Below are 18,538 nucleotides of genomic sequence, written 5' to 3'. Positions count from 1 at the left end.
TAACATCGCCACGCCCCGTTTACAACAAGTTGGCGCAAACAAAAATGCCGTTCAGTCGCTTAACTGAACGGCATTAGGCCGCGAGGCCCCTTTTTCCGTGCTGCGCGACTCAGTGGCGGCCGGTGCTGCCGAAGCCGCCGGCGCCGCGATCGCTCGCGGTGAATTCGTCGACGATGTTGAACTGCGCCTGCACGACCGGCACGATCACGAGTTGCGCGAGCCGTTCGAACGGGTTCAGCACGAACTCGGTCTGGCCGCGGTTCCACGTCGAGACCATCAACTGGCCCTGGTAATCGGAGTCGATCAGGCCGACGAGGTTGCCGAGCACGATCCCGTGCTTGTGGCCGAGTCCCGAGCGCGGCAGGATCAGCGCCGCATAGCCGGGATCGGCGAGGTGGATCGCGAGGCCGGTCGGCACGAGCGTGGTTTCGCCCGGCTGCAGCGTGACCGGTGCGTCGAGGCAGGCGCGCAGGTCGAGGCCGGCGCTGCCGGTGGTCGCATAGGCGGGCAGGTAGTCGCGCATGCGCGCGTCGAGAATCTTCAGGTCGAGTTTCATGCGGTCGTCGAATCGGTCGGGAAGGGTGCGGCGGCACGAGCCGCCGCGCGGGGATCAGATCAGGCGATTGTCGGGCAGGCGCTTCGCGATTTCCGCGACGAGCGCATGCGCGAGTTCGTCCTTGGGCGCGCGCGGCAGGCGCGTGAGGCCGGCGGCCTCGAACAGCACGACTTCGTTGTCGTCGCGGCCGAACGTCAGCGGGCCGAGGTTGCCGACGAGCAGCGGCACGTTCTTGCGCTTGCGCTTCTCTTCGCCGTGCACGTCGAGGTCGCCGCTTTCGGCCGCGAAACCGACGCAGAACGGCGCATCGGGCAGCGCCGCGACCGATGCGAGGATGTCGGGGTTCTCGACGAACGCGAGCGCCGGCATCTTGCGGTCGGCCGTCTTCTTCATCTTGTGCTCGGCCGGCTGTTGGACGCGCCAGTCGGCGACCGCGGCCACCGCGATGAAGATGTCGGCATCGGCGACCGCATGCATCACCGCGTCGTACATCTGCTGCGCGGTCTGCACGTCCTGACGGTAGACGCCCCACGGCGTGTCGAGCGCGACCGGCCCGGCGACGAGATGCACGTCGGCGCCGGCCTGCTGCGCGGCCCGGGCGAGCGCGAACCCCATCTTGCCGCTGGAGCGGTTCGTCAGGCCGCGCACCGGGTCGAGCGGCTCGAACGTCGGCCCGGCCGTGATCAGCACGCGGCGATGCGCGAGCACCTTCGGCGCGAAGTGCGCGACGATCGCTTCGTAGATCGCCTCGGGCTCGAGCATGCGGCCGTCGCCGACTTCGCCGCATGCCTGCGCGCCCGAATCCGGGCCGAGTACCGACACGCCGTCGGCGCGCAGTTGCGCGGCATTGCGTTGCGTGGCCGGGTTTTGCCACATCTGGCGGTTCATCGCGGGGACGACGAGCAGCGGACAGTCGCGCGCGATGCACAGCGTCGACAGCAGATCGTCGGCGAACCCATGCGCGAGCTTGGCGAGGAAATCCGTCGACGCGGGCGCGATCACGATCGCGTCGGCTTCGCGCGACAGGTCGATGTGCGCCATGTTGTTGTCGATGCGCGCGTCCCACTGGCTCGTATAGACGGGCCGGCCCGACAGCGCCTGCATCGTGACGGGCGTGATGAACTGGGTGGCGGCGTCGGTCATCGCGACCTGCACGGTCGCGCCGGCCTTCACGAGCAGCCGCGTGAGCTCGGCGATCTTGTAGCAGGCGATGCCGCCCGTCAGGCCGAGAACGAGGTGTTTTCCTGCGAGTTCTGCGTGTGCCAACTCAGGCCTCCTGGGGTCAAACGGAACGGCCGGCGCGAAGCCGGCCGTCGACACGGAGTATGCGCGCTCAGCGCGAGCCGCGCACGCGCCGCAGCTCGTCGTAGATCAGCAGCACCGCACCGACCGTGATCGCGGAATCGGCGAGGTTGAACGCCGGGAAGTGCCACGCGCCGAGGTGGAAATCGAGGAAGTCGATCACGTGGCCGTAGACGAGCCGGTCGATCACGTTGCCGAGCGCGCCGCCGAGGATCAGCGCGAGCGACAGGCTGAAGAGCCGCTGCTGGCCGTGACGGCGCAGCAGGAAGCAGATCACTAGCGTCGCACCGACGCCGAGCGCGGTGAACGCCCAGCGCTGCCAGCCGCTCGCGGTCGACAGGAAGCCGAACGCGGCGCCGCGGTTGTACACCAGCACGAGGTTGAAGAACGACGTCAGCGCATGCTGCGCGCCGTACGCGAACGTTTTCAGGATCGCGATCTTCGACAGTTGATCGAACAGAATCACGATCAGCGAAATGCCGAGCCAGGGCGCGAGCGCGCCGCTGGCCGGTTTCGACAGGGTTTTCGCCATGGTTTAAGCAGCGCTCCGGATTTCGCCGTTTTCAAACAGGTTCGAGAAGCAGCGGCCGCACAGCGTCGGATGCTCGGCGTGCGCGCCGACGTCTTCGCGGTAGTGCCAGCAGCGCTCGCACTTCTGGTACTTCGACGCGGCCACGTCGACGCTTTCCTGCGCTTCGTCGTCGACCTTGACGACCGTCGCGGCCGACGTGATCAGCACGAACTTCAGGTCGTCGCCGAGGCTCGCGAGCGCGTCGTAGCGCGCGCCGCTCGCATGCACGGCCACTTCGGCCTGCAGCGACGAACCGATGCGGTTCGCGGTGCGCGCTTCCTCGAGCGCCTTGGTCACGTTGCCGCGTACGTCGCGCAGCAGCGCCCACTTCTCGATCAGCGCGGCCGAGCCGGCGACTTCCGGATACGCATAGTAGGTTTCCGTGAAGATCGTGTCGCTGGCCGGCTGGAACACCTTCCACGCTTCTTCGGCCGTGAACGACAGGAACGGCGCGAGCACGCGCAGCAGGCCGTGCGTCAGGTGGTACAGCGCGGTCTGCGCGGAGCGGCGCGCGCGCGAATCGGCGGCGCTCGTGTACAGGCGATCCTTCAGCACGTCGAGGTAGAAGCCGCCGAGGTCTTCCGAGCAGTATGTCTGCAGCTTCGCGACGACCGGGTGGAATTCGTACTTCTCGTAGTGGCCGAGCAGTTCCGTCTGCAGCTGGGCGGAGAACGCGACCGCGTAACGGTCGATCTCGAGCCATTCGTCGACCGGCACCGCGTGCCGTGCGAAGTCGAAGTCCGACAGGTTCGCGAGCAGGAAGCGCAGCGTGTTGCGGATGCGGCGATAGCCTTCGGTCACGCGCTTCAGGATTTCCTCGGAGATCGCGAGCTCGCCCGAGTAGTCGGTCGACGCGATCCACAGGCGGATGATTTCCGCGCCGAGGCGGTTCGCGACTTCGTGCGGGTCGATGCCGTTGCCGAGCGACTTGCTCATCTTGCGGCCTTCGCCGTCGACCGTGAAGCCGTGCGTGAGCAGGCCCTTGTACGGCGCGCGGCCGTCGAGCATCGATGCCGTCAGCAGCGACGAGTGGAACCAGCCGCGATGCTGGTCCGAGCCTTCGAGGTACAGATCGGCCGGGAACTGCAGCTGATCCTTGTGCGAGCCGCGCAGCACGTGCCAGTGCGTCGTGCCCGAGTCGAACCACACGTCGAGCGTGTCGCGGTTCTTTTCGTACAGGTTCGCGTCGTCGCCGATCAGCTCGCGCGGGTCGAGCGACTGCCACGCCTCGATGCCCGACTGCTCGACGCGCTTCGCGACTTCCTCGAGCAGCTCGAGCGTGCGCGGGTGCAGCTCGCCGGTTTCCTTGTGCACGAAGAACGCCATCGGCACGCCCCACTGGCGCTGGCGCGACAGCGTCCAGTCCGGACGGTTCGCGATCATGCTGAACAGACGCTGCTTGCCCCACGACGGGTAGAACGCGGTCGCGTCGACGCCTTCGAGCGCGGTTTCGCGCAGCGTCTTGCCGCCGTCGCGCGGCGTCGTGTCCATGCCGGCGAACCACTGCGACGTCGCGCGGTAGATGATCGGCGTCTTGTGGCGCCAGCAGTGCATGTAGCTGTGCGTGTACTTCTCGCTGCGCAGCAGCGAGCCGGCCGCATTCAGCGCGTCGACGATCTTCGGGTTCGCGTCCCAGATCGACAGGCCGCCGAACAGCGGCAGCGATTCGATATAGCGGCCGTCGCCCATCACCGGGTTGATGATGTCCGAGTCGGTCATCCCGTGCGCCTTGCACGACACGAAGTCTTCAATGCCGTACGCGGGCGACGAGTGCACGACGCCGGTACCCGTGTCGGTCGTCACGTAGTCGCCGAGGTAGACGGGCGCGGTGCGCTTGTAGCCGGGGTGCGCAGACGCGAGCGGGTGGTGGAAGCGCAGGTTCGCGAGCTTCACGCCGGGTGCGGTCGCGACGACGCGGCCGGTCAGCTTGAAGTCGGTCATGCAGGCTTCGACGCGCTCTTCCGCGATGATCAGCAGCCCGCGCTCGGTGTCGACCAGCGCGTAGACGATTTCCGGATGGAGGTTCAGCGCCTGGTTGGCGGGAATCGTCCACGGCGTGGTCGTCCAGATCACGATGCCGCCCTCGGCGCGCGGCAGCGCCGGCAGGCCGAACGCCTGCGCGGTCTTTTCGGGTTCCGCGAACGCGAACATCACGTCGATCGTCGGATCGGTGCGGTCCTTGTACTCGACTTCCGCTTCCGCGAGCGCCGAGCCGCAGTCGAAGCACCAGTTCACCGGCTTCAGCCCGCGGTACACGTAGCCCTTCTCGATGATCTTGCCGAGCGCGCGGATTTCTTCCGCCTCGTTCACGAAGTTCATCGTCTTGTACGGGTTGGCCCAGTCGCCGAGCACGCCCAGGCGCTTGAAGCCGACCTTCTGCTTCTCGATCTGCTCGGTCGCGTACGCGCGCGCCTTGCTCATCACTTCGGCCGCCGGCAGCGACTTGCCGAACTGCTTCTCGATCTGGATCTCGATCGGCATCCCGTGGCAATCCCAGCCCGGCACGTACGGCGCGTCGAAGCCGGCCATGTTGCGCGACTTGACGACGATGTCCTTCAGGATCTTGTTGACCGCGTGGCCGAGGTGGATGTCGCCGTTCGCATACGGCGGGCCGTCGTGCAGGATGAACTTCGGCCGGCCCTGGCTGGCCGCGCGGATCTTGTCGTAGATGCCGCGCTCTTCCCACTCCTTGACCCACTGCGGTTCGCGCTTGGGCAGGTCGCCGCGCATCGGGAACGGCGTGTCGAGCAGGTTGACCGGATACTTGGCCTGCGGTTTCGAATCGGCTTTCTTGTTGCTCATGATGAGATCGCTATCTAAATCGGGGACGCTCGGGCGTCGTGAATCGGGTAGGCGCGCGAGAAGGCGGCGCGAGGGTGCGGCGCGAGGCGCCGCCGTCCGGATCAGCTAATTCGGTCGGTGGCCGACGTCGCGAAGCCCGTCGCGCGGCTGCCCGGCGCGCGGTCGCGCTCGACGAAGTACGCGCGCGCATTCGCGACGTCCAGCGCGATCGCCCGCGACAGCGCCTCGAGATCGTCGAACTTCGCCTCGTCGCGCAACTTCTTCAGGAATTCGACACGGATCAGCTTGCCGTATGCATCGCCGTGCCAGTCGAGCAGGTGGACCTCGAGCAGCACCCGGCCAGAATCGTCGACGGTCGGGCGCAGCCCGAGGCTCGCGACGCCCGGCAGCGGCGCGGGGCCGAGGCCGTGCACCTGCACGACGAAGATGCCCGCGAGCGCCGGCCGCTTGTGCGCGATCGGCAGGTTCAGCGTCGGGAAGCCGAGGTCGCGGCCGAGCTTCAGCCCGTGCGCGACGTGGCCGCTGATCGCGTAGCCGTGGCCGAGCGCCTGCGCGGCCGCGTCGAGATCGCCCGCGGCGAGCGCCGCGCGCACGCCGGAGCTGGAAATGCGCGTGCCGTCGCTGCCGGCCACCGTGCCCATTTGCTCGACCTCGAAGCCATGCTGCTCGCCGGCCGCCTTCAAAGTGTCGAAGGTGCCCGCGCGTTTCGCGCCGTAGCAGAAATCGTCGCCGACCATCATCCAGCGCGTGTGCAGCCCGTTCACCAGCGTGCGCTCGACGAACGCCTGCGGCGACTGGCTCGCGAACGTGTGGTTGAAGTGCTCGACGACGACGCGGTCGACCCCGTGGTCGCGCAGCGCCTCGAGCTTGTCGCGCAGCATCGCGATGCGCGGCGGCGCGCCGGCCGGATTGAAGAATTCGCGCGGGTGCGGCTCGAACGTCATCACGCACACGGGCAGACCGCGAGCGTCCGCTGCCGCGCGCACGCGCGCGAGCAAGGCCTGGTGGCCGCGATGGACACCGTCGAAGTTGCCGATCGTCAGCGCGCACGGGGCGCGGCTCTCGGCGTTGGGCAGGCCGCGGAAGACTTTCACGATAGCGGATGCAGCGTCGGGGGAATGGGCGGTGGGATGCCGCAAAGCAGAAGATTATAAACGTTCGGGCGGGCCGGCGGCCGAGAAGGCGGGAAACGCGGGGGCGAATGGTAAAATTCGCGGATGAAAAAACTCGTGATCCTGATTTCCGGTCGCGGCAGCAACATGGAGGCCATCGTCCGCGCGTGCGCGCAGGAACGCTGGCCGGCCGAGGTCGCCGCCGTGATCGCCAACCGGCCCGACGCGGCCGGCCTGGCTTTTGCCGCGTCGCACGGGGTGGCGACGGCGGTGGTCGACCACCGGTCGTTCGACGGCCGCGACAGCTTCGACGCGGCGCTCGCCGCGCAGATCGACCGTTTCTCGCCCGATCTCGTCGTCCTCGCCGGCTTCATGCGCATCCTCACTCCCGCTTTCGTCAGACGTTACGAGGGCCGGCTGCTGAATATCCATCCGTCGCTGCTGCCGAGCTTCAAGGGCATCCACACGCACCAGCAGGCGCTGGATGCCGGCGTCGCGCTGCATGGCGCGAGCGTGCATTTCGTCATTCCCGAGCTCGACAGCGGCGCGATCGTCGCGCAGGGCGCGGTGCCCGTGCGCGCCGGCGACGACGCGGCCGCGCTCGCGCAGCGCGTGCTGGCGGTCGAGCACGTGCTGTATCCGCGCGCGGTGCGCTGGTTCGTCGATGGCCGGTTGCGTCTCGAGAACGGCCGTGCAGTGGTGGCGCCCGACGAGGCGCGCTGGATTTTCGCGGATGAACCGCATACCGAAACGAGTGAGGGCGTATGAAGCTGCACGGATTCCTGATCGGCCAGACCGAGACTTTGCTGGCCGAGGTGCTGAAGTTCGCCGGCCCCGCCGACGCGACGACGAGCCGGTTCTTCCGCGCGCACCCGAAGCTTGGGCATGCCGAGCGTGGCGTGATCGCCGAGGCCGTGTTCGCGGTGCTGCGCCGGAAGATGGAGTTTTCGCATCTGGCCGAGAGCGGCACGGGCACGCCCGCGCGACGTCTCACGCTGCTCGGCCTGATGCAGACGGTCGGTCGCAATGCGCTGAAGCCGTTCCTGTCCGACACCGAGTCCGCATGGCTCGAGCACGTGTCGAAGATCGATCCGGCGAGCCTGCCGGTGCGCATTCGCACGAATCTGCCCGACTGGATTCACCAGGCGCTGTCGGCCCGTTTCGACGCCGACGAGCTCGCGCAACTCGCCGCCGCGCTGAACTACCCGGCGCCGCTCGACCTGCGTGCCAACGCGCAGAAGGCGAGCCGCGACCAGGTGATCGAAGCGCTGCGCGTGAGCGGCATCGACGCGGGCGCGACGCCGTTCGCGCCGTTCGGGGTGCGCGTGGTCGGCAAGCCGGCGCTGACGCGCCTGAAGCTGTTCGAGGAAGGCGCGATCGAGGTGCAGGACGAAGGCAGCCAGCTGCTGTGCTCGCTGGTGGCGCCGCGGCGCGGCGAGATGGTGGTCGATTTCTGCGCGGGCGCGGGCGGCAAGACGCTCGCGCTCGGCGCGATGATGCGCTCGACCGGGCGCCTGTATGCGTTCGACGTCTCGGAAAAGCGCCTCGCCAAGCTGAAGCCGCGCCTCGCGCGCAGCGGGCTGTCGAACGTGAACCCGGTGCTGATCGACAGCGAGCACGACGCGAAGATCAAGCGGCTCGCGGGCAAGATCGACCGCGTGCTGGTCGACGCGCCGTGTAGCGGCCTCGGCACGCTGCGCCGCAATCCGGACCTGAAGTGGCGCCAGACGCGCACGGCGATCGACGAACTGACGCCCAAGCAGGCATCGATCCTCGCGAGTGCCGCGCGGCTCGTGAAGAAGGGCGGCCGGCTCGTCTACGCGACCTGCAGCGTGCTCGACGCCGAGAATGAGCGCATCGTCGAACAGTTCCTGGCCGATCACCCCGACTTCGTGCTGGTGCCGGCCCAGCAGGTGCTGGCCGACCAGCGCATTGAGCTCGAGACGGGCGATTACCTGTCGCTGTGGCCGCACCGTCACGCGACCGACGGCTTCTTCGCCGCGGTGCTCGAACGCCGCGCCGCGCAGTAACCACGCCCGGACGGACGATGGAGACTCTGCAGAGCCGCCTGCTGTCGCACCGGCTGGCGTCGGTGATTCGCGATTTCCACCAGCCGGTGATGATCTGGCAGGCGGCGATCCTCGTCGGGGCGCTGGGTTTCGCGTGGGTGGCCGCGCGCTTCGTGCACGGCCGGATCGACGCGCGGCGCCGGGCCGCCGGACGCGCGCCGGGCGCGGGCGCGCAAAGCCTGAAGCGTGCGCTGTTTCCGCTGTTCGGCAGCGTGTTCGTCGGCGGCGCGCAGCTCGCGCTCGACCCGTTCATGTCGACGTCGCTGCTGGCGCTCGCGCTCGTGCCGCTGTTCGGCATCGGGCTGATCTACGTGCTGTTCTTCTTCGCGCGGCGCGTGTTCGCGCGCGACGGCCACACGCACGCATGGCTGTCGATCGTCGAGAAGATCGTGTCGACCGTCGTGTGGGCCGCGATGGTGATGACCGTGCTCGGCATCCAGCGCGACGTGCTCGGCTGGCTCGACAGCGTGCAGTTCCGGGTCGCGACCGCGCACCTCACGCTGCTGTCGGTGATTTCCGGCGCGCTGTGGGTCTGCGTGACGCTGATGGTCGCGATGTGGCTCGGCTCGGTGCTCGAGGATCGCCTGTCGCGCGCGAGCACGCTCGACGCGAACCTGAAGGTCGTGCTGTCGCGGGTCGGCCGCGCGCTGCTCGTGTTCGCGGCGATCCTGATCGGGCTGTCGCTCGTCGGCATCGACGTGACGGTGCTCGGCGTGTTCGGCGGCGCGGTGGGCGTCGGCCTCGGTTTCGGGTTGCAGAAGATCGCGAGCAACTACGTGTCGGGCTTCATCATCCTGCTCGACCGCTCGCTGCGGCTCGGCGATGCGATCAGCGTCGGCGGGCTGCAGGGCGTCGTCACGCAGATCCGCACGCGCTACACGGTCGTGCGCGGCCTCGACGGCAACGAGACGCTGATCCCGAATGAGAAGCTGATCACCGACGTCGTGCAGAACCAGTCGTCGTACCTGACGCGCGGCTATGCGAAAGTCGCGGTGCAGGTCGCGTACACGAGCGACGTCGAGCGGGCGCTCGCATTGCTCGCCGACGCCGCGAAGGACGTGCCGCGCGTGCTGGCCGAGCCGGCGCCGACCCCGTATCTCGTGAGTTTCGGCGCGGACGGGATCGACCTGGAGCTCGGCTTCTGGATCGAGGATGCGGCGAAAGGCACGTCGGGCGTGCGCTCGAGCGTGAACCGCAACATCTGGCGGCTGTTCGGCGAGCACGGGATTTCGATTCCGTTCCCGCAGCGCGAAGTGCGCGTGGTCGGGCTGCCGGACGGCTTTCCCGCGCCGGGCGTGGCGGCCGGGCCCGATCCGGCGGCCGCCAACGGGGCGCTGGACGCGCGCACGCCGGCGGCGTAGCGGGCGGGTACGGTCAATCCTACCGATTCCGCGGTCGAAACCGGATCGCGCGCCTTTCCCAGTCCGCCGGTGGACCCTGCGGATTGCGTCAGGGCAAGAAAATATTCATTTTTTACAAAGACTTGGAACGGTTGAAGTAAAATTCTGGTCTACACGCGGTATGCTTTCATTTTTCTGACGTCGGCATGAGCCGGCGTCGCTCTCATCACGGGTAACTGCCTTGTTGAATTCCCTGCTCGATTTTCTTTCCCACGGGCTTCTGCATTTTTCGTGGTGGCAGGTCGCGCTGTTCGCGCTCGCCGTCACGCACGTCACGATCATCGGCGTCACGGTCTATCTGCATCGCTGCCAGGCGCACCGCGCGCTGGAGCTGCATCCGATCGCGAGCCATTTCTTCCGTTTCTGGCTGTGGATGACGACCGGGATGCTGACCGGCCAGTGGGCCGCGATCCATCGCAAGCACCACGCAAAGTGCGAAACCGAGGAAGATCCGCACAGCCCGCAGACGCGCGGCATCTGGAAGGTGTTCCTCGAGGGCGCCGAGCTGTACCGCGCGGAAGCGAAGAACGAGGAAACGATGCGCAAGTTCAGCCACGGCACGCCGAACGACTGGCTCGAGCGCAATCTCTACTCGAAGTACCCGATCCTCGGCATCAGCATGATGATGGTGATCGACGTCGCGCTGTTCGGCGTGCTCGGCCTGACCGTGTGGGCCGTGCAGATGGTGTGGATCCCGTTCTGGGCGGCGGGCGTCGTCAACGGCTTCGGGCACTTCTGGGGCTATCGCAACTTCAACTCGGCCGACGCGAGCACGAACCTGTTCCCGTGGGGCATCGTGATCGGCGGCGAAGAACTGCACAACAACCACCACACGTTCGCGACGTCGGCGAAGCTGTCGAACAAGTGGTACGAGTTCGACATCGGCTGGATGTACATCCGGATCATGTCGGCATTCGGTCTCGCCAAGGTGAAGAAGGTTGCGCCCACGCCGCGCCTGAACAAGCCGAAGACGGTGCTCGACCAGGAAACGCTGCAGGCCGTGCTGTCGAACCGCTATGAAGTGATGGCGCGCTACGGCAAGGCCGTGAAGCGTGCGTACCGCCAGGAGCTCGCGCACCTGAAGGAGCTCGGTTCGAGCGAGAAGTACCAGTTGATGCGTAGCGCGCGCAAGTGGTTCCACAAGGATGCCGACGGCCTCGACGAGCCGCAGAAAAAGCTGCTGCCGGAAATCTTCGCGAACAGCCAGAAGCTTCATACGTACTTCCAGCTGCGCCAGGATCTCGCCGCGATCTGGGATCGTTCGACCGCGTCGCGCGAACAACTGCTCGCGCAATTGCAGGATTGGTGCCATCGCGCAGAACAAAGCGGCATCAAGGCGCTGCAGGAATTCGCGACGCGCCTGCGTCGCTACGCCTGATTCGAAATCGATTAGAATCTCAGGACGTCACAAACCCCGCGTTGGCGGGGTTTTTTCATTTGGGCCGCTGGTTTTTGACGGATCGGCTGCGCCTGAATGGGTATGAGGCTTGGGGCGGTGGCAAGTGGGCGCCCCGGGCGAGTGCAAGGGATGGGATCGGGGCAGGGCGCCGAAGCGCCCACGCTGATCGACCGCGAAGCATGGGATCGGAGCAAGCGCTGAAGCGCTAACTCTGATCGACCGCGAAGCATGGGATCGGAGTAAGCGCTAAAGCGCTCACTCCGATCGACAGGAGATATGGAGATGCAATCGACGATCAAACCCGTCGAGTACGACCGGCCCGTCGCCGCAGGGACCGTATGCGGCGTGGGACAGGCGTGGGCCAAGGTGCCCGAGGCGCCGTCCGCCGAGGAGCGCGCTGCGCTGAAGGCGCGCATCAAGGCGTTGCTCGCCCGTGAAAAGGCCGTGCTGGTCGCCCACTACTACGTGGATGCCGAACTGCAGGAACTCGCCGACGAAACCGGCGGTTGCGTGGCCGATTCGCTCGAAATGGCCCGCTTCGGCCGCGATCACGACGCGCAGACGCTGGTCGTCGCCGGCGTGCGCTTCATGGGCGAAACCGCGAAGATCCTGAGCCCGAACAAACGGATCCTGATGCCCGATCTCGACGCGACCTGTTCGCTCGACCTCGGCTGCCCGGTCGACGAATTCTCGGCCTTCTGCGATGCGCATCCGGACCGTACCGTCGTCGTCTACGCGAACACCAGTGCGGCCGTGAAGGCGCGCGCGGACTGGATGGTCACGTCGTCGATCGGCCTCGAGATCGTGGCCGAGCTGCACGCGCGCGGCGAAAAGATCATCTGGGCCCCCGATCGCCATCTGGGCAGCTATATCCAGAAGAAGACCGGCGCGGACATGCTGCTGTGGCAGGGCTCGTGCCTCGTCCACGACGAGTTCAAGGGCATCGAGCTCGACCTGCTGCGCGCCGAATATCCGGACGCGAAGGTGCTCGTCCATCCCGAGTCGCCGGAAAATGTCGTGGCGCAGGCCGATGTCGTCGGTTCGACCACGCAATTGATCGACGCGGCTGTCAAGTTCGACGCGAAGCGCTTCATCGTCGCGACCGATCTCGGCATCCTGCACAAGATGCAGCTTGCGGCGCCCGGCAAGACCTTCATCGCGGCGCCGACGGCCGGCAACAGCGCGACCTGCAAGAGCTGCGCGCACTGCCCGTGGATGGCGATGAACGGCCTCGCGAACCTGGCCGACGTGCTCGAACGCGGCCACAACGAGATTTTCGTCGATCCCGCGATCGGCGAGCGCGCGCGTTTGCCGATCGACCGGATGCTCGAATTCGCGGCCGCGCACAAGAAGCGCGTGCAGGCGAGCGGCGATTTGCAGCGCGACCAGCAACTGTTTGCGAACGTGGGGGCAGCGTAATGAACGGCCCCCACGCTCACATTCGTTCGCTGTCGACCGAGGGGGCGGCCGCCTTCCCTGGGGGCGGCCCGGCGGAAGGCGCCGCGACTGCAGTCTCGCCGCTGTTCGAAGCCGTCCGCGCGCAATACGGCGCGGCATTCGACGCAGCGATCGCGCGTAACGTGGCCGATGCGATCGCCGAAGACGTCGGCACCGGCGACCAGACCGGGCGGCTCGTGCCGGCCGGCGAGCGCCGCCGGGCGCGGATCATCGTGCGCGAGGAAGCCGTGCTGTGCGGCGTCCCGTGGTTCGACGCCGTGATCGCCCGGATCGATCCGTCGATCGTCGTGCAATGGCGCTATCGCGAAGGCGACCGGATGACGGCGGATTCGACCGTGTGCGAACTCGAAGGGCCGGCGCGCGCGCTGCTGACGGCCGAGCGCAACGGGCTGAACTTCCTGCAACTGCTGTCGGGTGTCGCGACCGCAACGCGACGTTACGTCGATCGCGTCGAAGGCACGCGCGCGAAGATCCTCGATACGCGCAAGACGCTGCCGGGGCTGCGGCTCGCGCAGAAGTACGCCGTGCGCGTGGGCGGCGGCGAAAACCAGCGTCTCGCGCTGTACGACGGCATCCTGATCAAGGAAAACCACATCGCGGCGGCTGGCGGTGTCGGCGAGGCGCTCGATGCGGCGTTCGCGCTGGAGTCGGGCGTGCCCGTGCAGGTCGAGGTCGAGACGCTCGCGCAGCTCGACACGGCGCTCGCGCATGGCGCGCAGTCGGTGCTGCTCGACAACTTCACGCTCGACATGATGCGCGAAGCGGTGCGTGTCGCGAATGGCAAGGCCGTGCTCGAAGTATCGGGCGGCGTCAATTTCGATACGGTGCGCACGTTCGCGGAGACGGGCGTCGATCGCATCTCGATCGGCGCGCTGACGAAGGACGTGCGGGCGACGGACTATTCGATGCGGATCGTCGACTGATCGAATGTCGTCCAAATAGACAAAAGCCGTTGGCGCGCACACGCCAGCGGCTTTTTTCTTGTGCTGCGGACGCAGCGGGGAAGGGCGGCGCGCCGCTCAGCGGCGCACGCGCGGCGTGAGCACGCTCGGCAATGCCTTCGGCAGCGTATGCGGCCAGTCGCGGCTGTAGTGCAGCCCGCGGCTTTCGCGGCGCGAGTGCGCGCTCTTCACGATCAGCGTGGCCACGTCGACGAGGTTGCGCAGTTCGAGCAGATCGCGCGTCACGCGGAAATTCGCGTAGTACTCGTGGATCTCGTCGCGCAGCAGCGACAGCCGGTGCTTCGCGCGCTCGAGGCGCTTGTCGGTGCGCACGATACCGACGTAGTTCCACATCAGGCGACGCAGTTCGTCCCAGTTGTGTGCAACGACGACTTCCTCGTCCGCATCCGACACGCGGCTTTCGTCCCAGGCCGGCAGCGTGGCGGGCGCGTCGGCGTCGAAGCCGGCCGCCTCGATCGCCCCGGCCGCCGCGCGGCCGATCACGAGGCATTCGAGCAGCGAGTTGCTCGCGAGCCGATTCGCGCCGTGCAACCCCGTGTACGACGTTTCGCCGACCGCATACAGGCCGGCGAGATCGGTGCGGCCGGCGAGATCGGTGACGACGCCGCCGCACGTATAGTGCGCGGCCGGCACGACGGGAATCGGCTGTTTCGCGATGTCGATGCCGAATTCGAGGCAGCGCGCATGGATCGTCGGGAAATGTTCGCGCAGGAACGCTTCCGGCTGGTGGCTGATGTCGAGATACACGCAGTCGATCCCGCGCTTCTTGATCTCGAAGTCGATCGCGCGGGCGACGATGTCGCGCGGCGCGAGTTCGGCGCGCGGATCGTGCGCGGGCATGAAACGCGTGCCGTCGGGCAGCTTCAGGAGGCCGCCTTCGCCGCGCACGGCTTCCGAAATCAGGAATGACTTCGCGTACGGATGGAACAGGCAGGTCGGGTGGAACTGGATGAATTCCATGTTCGATACGCGACAGCCGGCACGCCACGCCATCGCGATGCCGTCGCCGGTCGCGGTGTCGGGATTCGTCGTGTACAGGTAGACCTTGCCGGCGCCGCCGGTGGCGAGCACCGTATGCGGCGCCTCGATCGTGATCGTCCGGTCGTTGTCGACGTCGAGCGCATACAGGCCGTGACAGCGGCGGCCGGGCAGGCCGAGCCGGTCCGACGTGATCAGGTCGATCGCATGGTGGTTTTCGAAGAACGTGATGTTCGGATGCTGGCGCGCGCGCGCCGACAGCGTCGCCAGCACCGCATGGCCGGTCGCATCGGCCGCATGGATGATCCGGCGGTGGCTGTGGCCACCTTCGCGCGTCAGGTGAAAGCCGAGTTCGGCCGCGTCGTCCTTCGTGAACGGCACGCCTTGCGAGATCAGCCATTCGATCGCTTCGCGGCCGTGCTCGACGATGTAGCGCGTCGCACCTTCGTCGCACAAGCCGCCACCGGCGACCAGCGTGTCGTCGACGTGGTTCTCGATGCTGTCCGCCGAGTCGAGGACCGCCGCGATGCCGCCCTGCGCGTTATCGCTCGCCCCCTCCATCATCGAACGTTTCGCGATCAGCGCGACACGCCGCGTGCTGGCCAGGTTGAGTGCGACCGACAGCCCTGCCAGGCCGCTGCCGACGATCGCCACGTCGAATTTCATGCTGCATCTCCATCGTTACGCTTTTGATCTTGTGCGTTCCGGCGGCCGTGGCCGCGGAAAGGGGAGAGCATACCGCGTCGGGAGCCTGAGCGTGCGCGCAAAACAAAAAGCCCCGCAGGTGCGGGGCTTTTCGGTCGCCGTCAGGCTGGCAGAAACCGGAGATTACTTGATCTTGGTTTCTTTGTATTCCACATGCTTGCGGACGACGGGATCGAACTTCTTGATCGCCATCTTTTCCGGCATGTTGCGCTTGTTCTTCGTGGTCGTGTAGAAGTGACCCGTACCAGCGGTCGACTCGAGCTTGATCTTGTCGCGGGCGCCTTTTGCCATGATTGTGCTCCTTGGGCTTAGGCTTCGCCGCGTGCGCGCAGGTCAGCGAGCACGGAATCGATGCCGTTCTTGTCGATCAGGCGCAGGCCGGCGTTCGAGACGCGCAGGCGCACCCAGCGGTTTTCGCTCTCTACCCAGAACCGGCGGTTTTGCAGGTTCGGCAGGAAGCGACGCTTCGTCTTGTTGTTGGCGTGGGAAACGTTGTTGCCGCTCATCGGCGCTTTCCCAGTTACTTGGCATACGCGTGCCATGAGAGCACTCCTAATACGCTAAATTCGGGGTTCGATCGCCGGTGAAGGTTCCATCGCACCGCCACGTGATCCATGGCTGCACTCAGAACGCCGTAGCCCTTACAGACAAGGCCCTTCGATGGCTAGAACTGGTTGGAAAAAAGACAGACGGCGATTCTAGCAGAAAAAGCTCAGAAAAATCAAACCTAATTTCGCTTCGCCGTTGCGGCGCCTCGGGACGGGCCGCCGCGCCACAGTCTACAGCCAACCGGCCCGCGCGAACGAAAAAGTATCGCTGACGCCGACGACGATGTGATCGAGCAGCCGCACGTCGACGAGTTCGAGCGCGTCTTTCAGCACGCGGGTCAGGCGGCGGTCTTCCGCGCTCGGCTGCACCGCGCCCGACGGATGGTTGTGCGCGACGATCAGCGCCGCGGCGTTCCGTTTCATCGCGCGGCGCACGATCTCGCGCGGATAGACGGCCATGCGCGTGAGCGAGCCGCGCGCGATTTCCTCCATGTCGATCAGGCCGTTGCGCGCGTCGAGATAGACCGCCATGAATACTTCGTACTGGCGCGTGCCGATCTTCAGTCGCAGGCAATCCTCGACGGCGCCGGGCGAGTCGATCTGCATCCGTTCTTCCGCTTTCTCCACCAGCATGCGCCGCGCGATCTCGGTGACCGCGACGAGGCGCGCGGAGCGTGCGGGGCCGATGCCGGGGTGCGCTTCGAAATCGTCGGTGGTCGCTTCGAGCAGCCCGTGCAACGTGCCGAACTGCTCGACCAGCCTGCGGGCGGTGACGAATACGTCGTGCCCGGGCTTGCCGGTGCCGAGCAGCAGCGCGATCAGCTCGTCGTCGGTCAGCGCGGCCGGCCCGCGTTCCACCAGCCGTTCGCGCGGCCGCTCCGGCCGCCAGTCGCCCGGGCGGCGCCTGCGCCGGTGGATCGGGATGACGCGGCCGGGCGGATCGGCCGGCGCGTCGGCGGTGTCGCGGCATTCGGCCGACGGCGCGATGAGGCGGGGTGACGGCATGATCGGAACTCCATTGGCGGCGGGCGGCGGGTGCAACGTCGTCGCACTTTCCGCCTTGCACGCTCAGGTGACTTACAATATTGGTTTTGCGCCGGGCCATTCGGCCGTATCGGGCGCCGACTGAACGAGTAATTCATGAGCCTCATCGATTTATCCGAAGTGAAGCCCGGTTCCCACGTCACGTTGCATTACCGGCTGGCACTGGCCGACGGCGCCGACATCGTCAACACCTTCTCGGACAAGCCGGCCACGCTGTTGCTGGGCGCGGGGCAACTGGCGCCGTCGCTGGAACAGATTCTGCTCGGGCTCCGGGTCGGCGACCACTCGACTTTTCAGCTAGCCCCCGATCAGGGGTTCGGCCCCCGCAATCCCGACATGCTCCAGCGCGTGACGCTGTCGACGCTGCGCGAGAACGGAATGGTCGGCGACGATTTCACGCCCGGCGAACTCATCGAGTTCAATGCACCGGATGGCGGTCGCTACGCGGGGGTGCTGAAGGAGGTCGGCGAGACCTCGGCGCTGTTCGACTTCAATCATCCGCTCGCGGGCCAGGCGCTCACGTTCGAAGTGAAAATCATCGGAATCCTGTAATCATGAGTACCACCGACACGCTGTCCGGACAGACCGTCGCCGCCGACGCCGAAATCCTGCTGGCCCAGCCGCGCGGCTTCTGCGCAGGCGTCGACCGCGCGATCGAGATCGTCGAGCGCGCCATCGCGATGCACGGCGCGCCGATCTACGTGCGTCACGAAATCGTCCACAACAAGTACGTGGTCGAGGATCTGAAGAAGAAGGGCGCGATCTTCGTCGAGGAACTCGAGGAAGTGCCGGCCGGCAACACCGTGATCTTCAGTGCGCACGGCGTGTCGAAAGCCGTGCGCGACGAGGCCGACGTGCGCGGACTGCGCATTTACGACGCCACCTGCCCGCTCGTCACGAAGGTGCACGTCGAGGTCGCGAAGATGCGCCAGGACGGCGTCGACATCGTCATGATCGGGCACAAGGGCCATCCCGAAGTCGAAGGCACGATGGGCCAGGTCGAGCGCGGCATGCACCTCGTCGAAAGCGTCGAGGACGTGCAGAAGCTCGAGCTCGCCGATCCCGAGCGCATCGCGCTCGTCACGCAGACCACGCTGTCCGTCGACGACGCGGCCGAGATCATCGGCGCGCTGAAGGCGAAGTATCCGAAGATCCGCGAACCGAAGAAGCAGGACATCTGCTACGCGACGCAGAACCGCCAGGACGCGGTGAAGTTCATGGCGCCGCAATGCGACGTCGTGATCGTGGTCGGCAGCCCGAACAGTTCGAACTCGAGCCGGCTGCGCGAAGTGGCGGAAAAGCGCGGCGTGGCCGCGTACATGGTCGATGCGCCCGACCAGATCGATCCGGCATGGGTCGCCGGCAAGCGCCGCATCGGCGTGACGGCCGGCGCGTCGGCGCCCGAGGTGCTCGCCCAGGCCGTGATCGCACGGCTGCGCGAACTCGGCGTGCGCAACGTCCGCGCACTCGACGGCATCGAGGAAAACGTGTCGTTTCCGCTGCCGCGCGGGTTGAACCTGCCGCCCGCCGCCTGATTGCCGCATCGCACCCGCGGAACACCGAAGCGCGCCTCCCGGCGCGCTTTTTTTCGTGCGTCGAAATTGCGATCGCAACCACGATTCCCGATCGTGG

General features: G+C 66.8%; 17 protein-coding genes. 8 read left to right on the top strand and 9 right to left on the bottom strand.

Annotated elements, in window-relative coordinates:
• Nucleotides 1-109 precede the first annotated feature (109 nt).
• From dut to WS96_RS20735, 5 genes are all read right to left on the bottom strand, one after another.
• Entirely contained in the window at nt 110-556 is a 447-nt protein-coding gene (gene dut / locus WS96_RS20755; protein WP_034208188.1) for a dUTP diphosphatase, read from the bottom strand.
• 54 nt (nt 557-610) lie between these two features.
• Nucleotides 611-1,822 (bottom strand): bifunctional phosphopantothenoylcysteine decarboxylase/phosphopantothenate--cysteine ligase CoaBC, encoded by a 1,212-nt coding sequence (coaBC, locus tag WS96_RS20750; RefSeq protein WP_059834993.1) that lies wholly within the window; start codon nt 1,820-1,822, stop codon nt 611-613.
• Between the two features lie 67 nt (nt 1,823-1,889).
• Nucleotides 1,890-2,390: a signal peptidase II gene (gene lspA, locus WS96_RS20745; protein ID WP_034208186.1), complete on the bottom strand. Its 501-nt coding sequence runs from the start codon at nt 2,388-2,390 to the stop codon at nt 1,890-1,892.
• A 3-nt stretch (nt 2,391-2,393) separates the two neighbouring features.
• Nucleotides 2,394-5,231: an isoleucine--tRNA ligase gene (ileS, locus tag WS96_RS20740; protein ID WP_059834991.1), complete on the bottom strand. Its 2,838-nt coding sequence runs from the start codon at nt 5,229-5,231 to the stop codon at nt 2,394-2,396.
• Nucleotides 5,232-5,332: 101 nt separating this feature from the next.
• A complete protein-coding gene (locus tag WS96_RS20735) occupies nt 5,333-6,325 on the bottom strand; it encodes a bifunctional riboflavin kinase/FAD synthetase (RefSeq protein WP_059834989.1) in 993 nt (330 codons plus the stop codon).
• 123 nt (nt 6,326-6,448) lie between these two features.
• Between WS96_RS20735 and purN the strand changes: the two genes are divergently transcribed.
• The 6 genes from purN (at nt 6,449) to nadC (ending at nt 13,592) form a co-directional block, all read left to right on the top strand.
• Nucleotides 6,449-7,111 (top strand): phosphoribosylglycinamide formyltransferase, encoded by a 663-nt coding sequence (gene purN / locus WS96_RS20730; protein WP_059834987.1) that lies wholly within the window; start codon nt 6,449-6,451, stop codon nt 7,109-7,111.
• The gene (locus tag WS96_RS20725; RefSeq protein ID WP_059834985.1) at nt 7,108-8,373 is read left to right on the top strand and encodes an RsmB/NOP family class I SAM-dependent RNA methyltransferase; all 1,266 of its coding nucleotides are present in this window, start codon (nt 7,108-7,110) and stop codon (nt 8,371-8,373) included. The genes purN and WS96_RS20725 overlap by 4 nt, the downstream gene beginning before the upstream one ends.
• Before the next feature lie 17 nt (nt 8,374-8,390).
• Nucleotides 8,391-9,773 carry a mechanosensitive ion channel family protein gene (locus tag WS96_RS20720; protein ID WP_059834983.1) on the top strand — a complete coding sequence of 461 codons (1,383 nt, stop codon included), beginning with the start codon at nt 8,391-8,393 and terminating at the stop codon, nt 9,771-9,773.
• 220 nt (nt 9,774-9,993) lie between these two features.
• Entirely contained in the window at nt 9,994-11,190 is a 1,197-nt protein-coding gene (locus tag WS96_RS20715; protein ID WP_034208180.1) for a DesA family fatty acid desaturase, read from the top strand.
• A 303-nt stretch (nt 11,191-11,493) separates the two neighbouring features.
• Complete coding sequence (gene nadA, locus WS96_RS20710) at nt 11,494-12,630, top strand: quinolinate synthase NadA (RefSeq protein WP_059835005.1); 1,137 nt, start codon at nt 11,494-11,496, stop codon at nt 12,628-12,630.
• Nucleotides 12,630-13,592: a carboxylating nicotinate-nucleotide diphosphorylase gene (gene nadC, locus WS96_RS20705; RefSeq protein ID WP_257128025.1), complete on the top strand. Its 963-nt coding sequence runs from the start codon at nt 12,630-12,632 to the stop codon at nt 13,590-13,592. The genes nadA and nadC overlap by 1 nt, the downstream gene beginning before the upstream one ends.
• 96 nt (nt 13,593-13,688) lie before the next feature.
• Here the strand turns inward: nadC and nadB are convergent, their stop codons facing one another.
• The 4 genes from nadB to radC all read right to left on the bottom strand — a co-directional run bounded on the left by nadB (nt 13,689) and on the right by radC (nt 16,867).
• Nucleotides 13,689-15,275, bottom strand: coding sequence for an L-aspartate oxidase (gene nadB, locus WS96_RS20700; RefSeq protein ID WP_059782253.1), 1,587 nt, complete (start codon nt 15,273-15,275; stop codon nt 13,689-13,691).
• A gap of 162 nt (nt 15,276-15,437) precedes the next feature.
• Nucleotides 15,438-15,605 carry a 50S ribosomal protein L33 gene (gene rpmG, locus WS96_RS20695; protein WP_006478046.1) on the bottom strand — a complete coding sequence of 56 codons (168 nt, stop codon included), beginning with the start codon at nt 15,603-15,605 and terminating at the stop codon, nt 15,438-15,440.
• Nucleotides 15,606-15,622: 17 nt separating this feature from the next.
• A complete protein-coding gene (rpmB, locus tag WS96_RS20690) occupies nt 15,623-15,856 on the bottom strand; it encodes a 50S ribosomal protein L28 (RefSeq protein WP_004186391.1) in 234 nt (77 codons plus the stop codon).
• 237 nt (nt 15,857-16,093) lie between these two features.
• Nucleotides 16,094-16,867, bottom strand: a complete 774-nt coding sequence (radC, locus tag WS96_RS20685) for a RadC family protein (protein ID WP_059834981.1) — start codon at nt 16,865-16,867, stop codon at nt 16,094-16,096.
• A gap of 135 nt (nt 16,868-17,002) precedes the next feature.
• On the opposite strand from radC, the gene WS96_RS20680 reads away from it, so the two are divergent.
• Both WS96_RS20680 and ispH read left to right on the top strand, forming a co-directional pair.
• Nucleotides 17,003-17,458 carry an FKBP-type peptidyl-prolyl cis-trans isomerase gene (locus WS96_RS20680; protein WP_034208176.1) on the top strand — a complete coding sequence of 152 codons (456 nt, stop codon included), beginning with the start codon at nt 17,003-17,005 and terminating at the stop codon, nt 17,456-17,458.
• A 2-nt stretch (nt 17,459-17,460) separates the two neighbouring features.
• A complete protein-coding gene (ispH, locus tag WS96_RS20675; protein ID WP_006488968.1) occupies nt 17,461-18,441 on the top strand; it encodes a 4-hydroxy-3-methylbut-2-enyl diphosphate reductase in 981 nt (326 codons plus the stop codon).
• Nucleotides 18,442-18,538: the final 97 nt, after the last annotated feature.

This window comes from Burkholderia sp. MSMB1835 (assembly GCF_001526365.1).
Classification (GTDB): Bacteria; Pseudomonadota; Gammaproteobacteria; order Burkholderiales; family Burkholderiaceae; genus Burkholderia.
The sequence above is the reverse complement of the archived record's forward strand: the minus strand, read 5'-3'. Positions and strand labels throughout refer to the sequence as shown.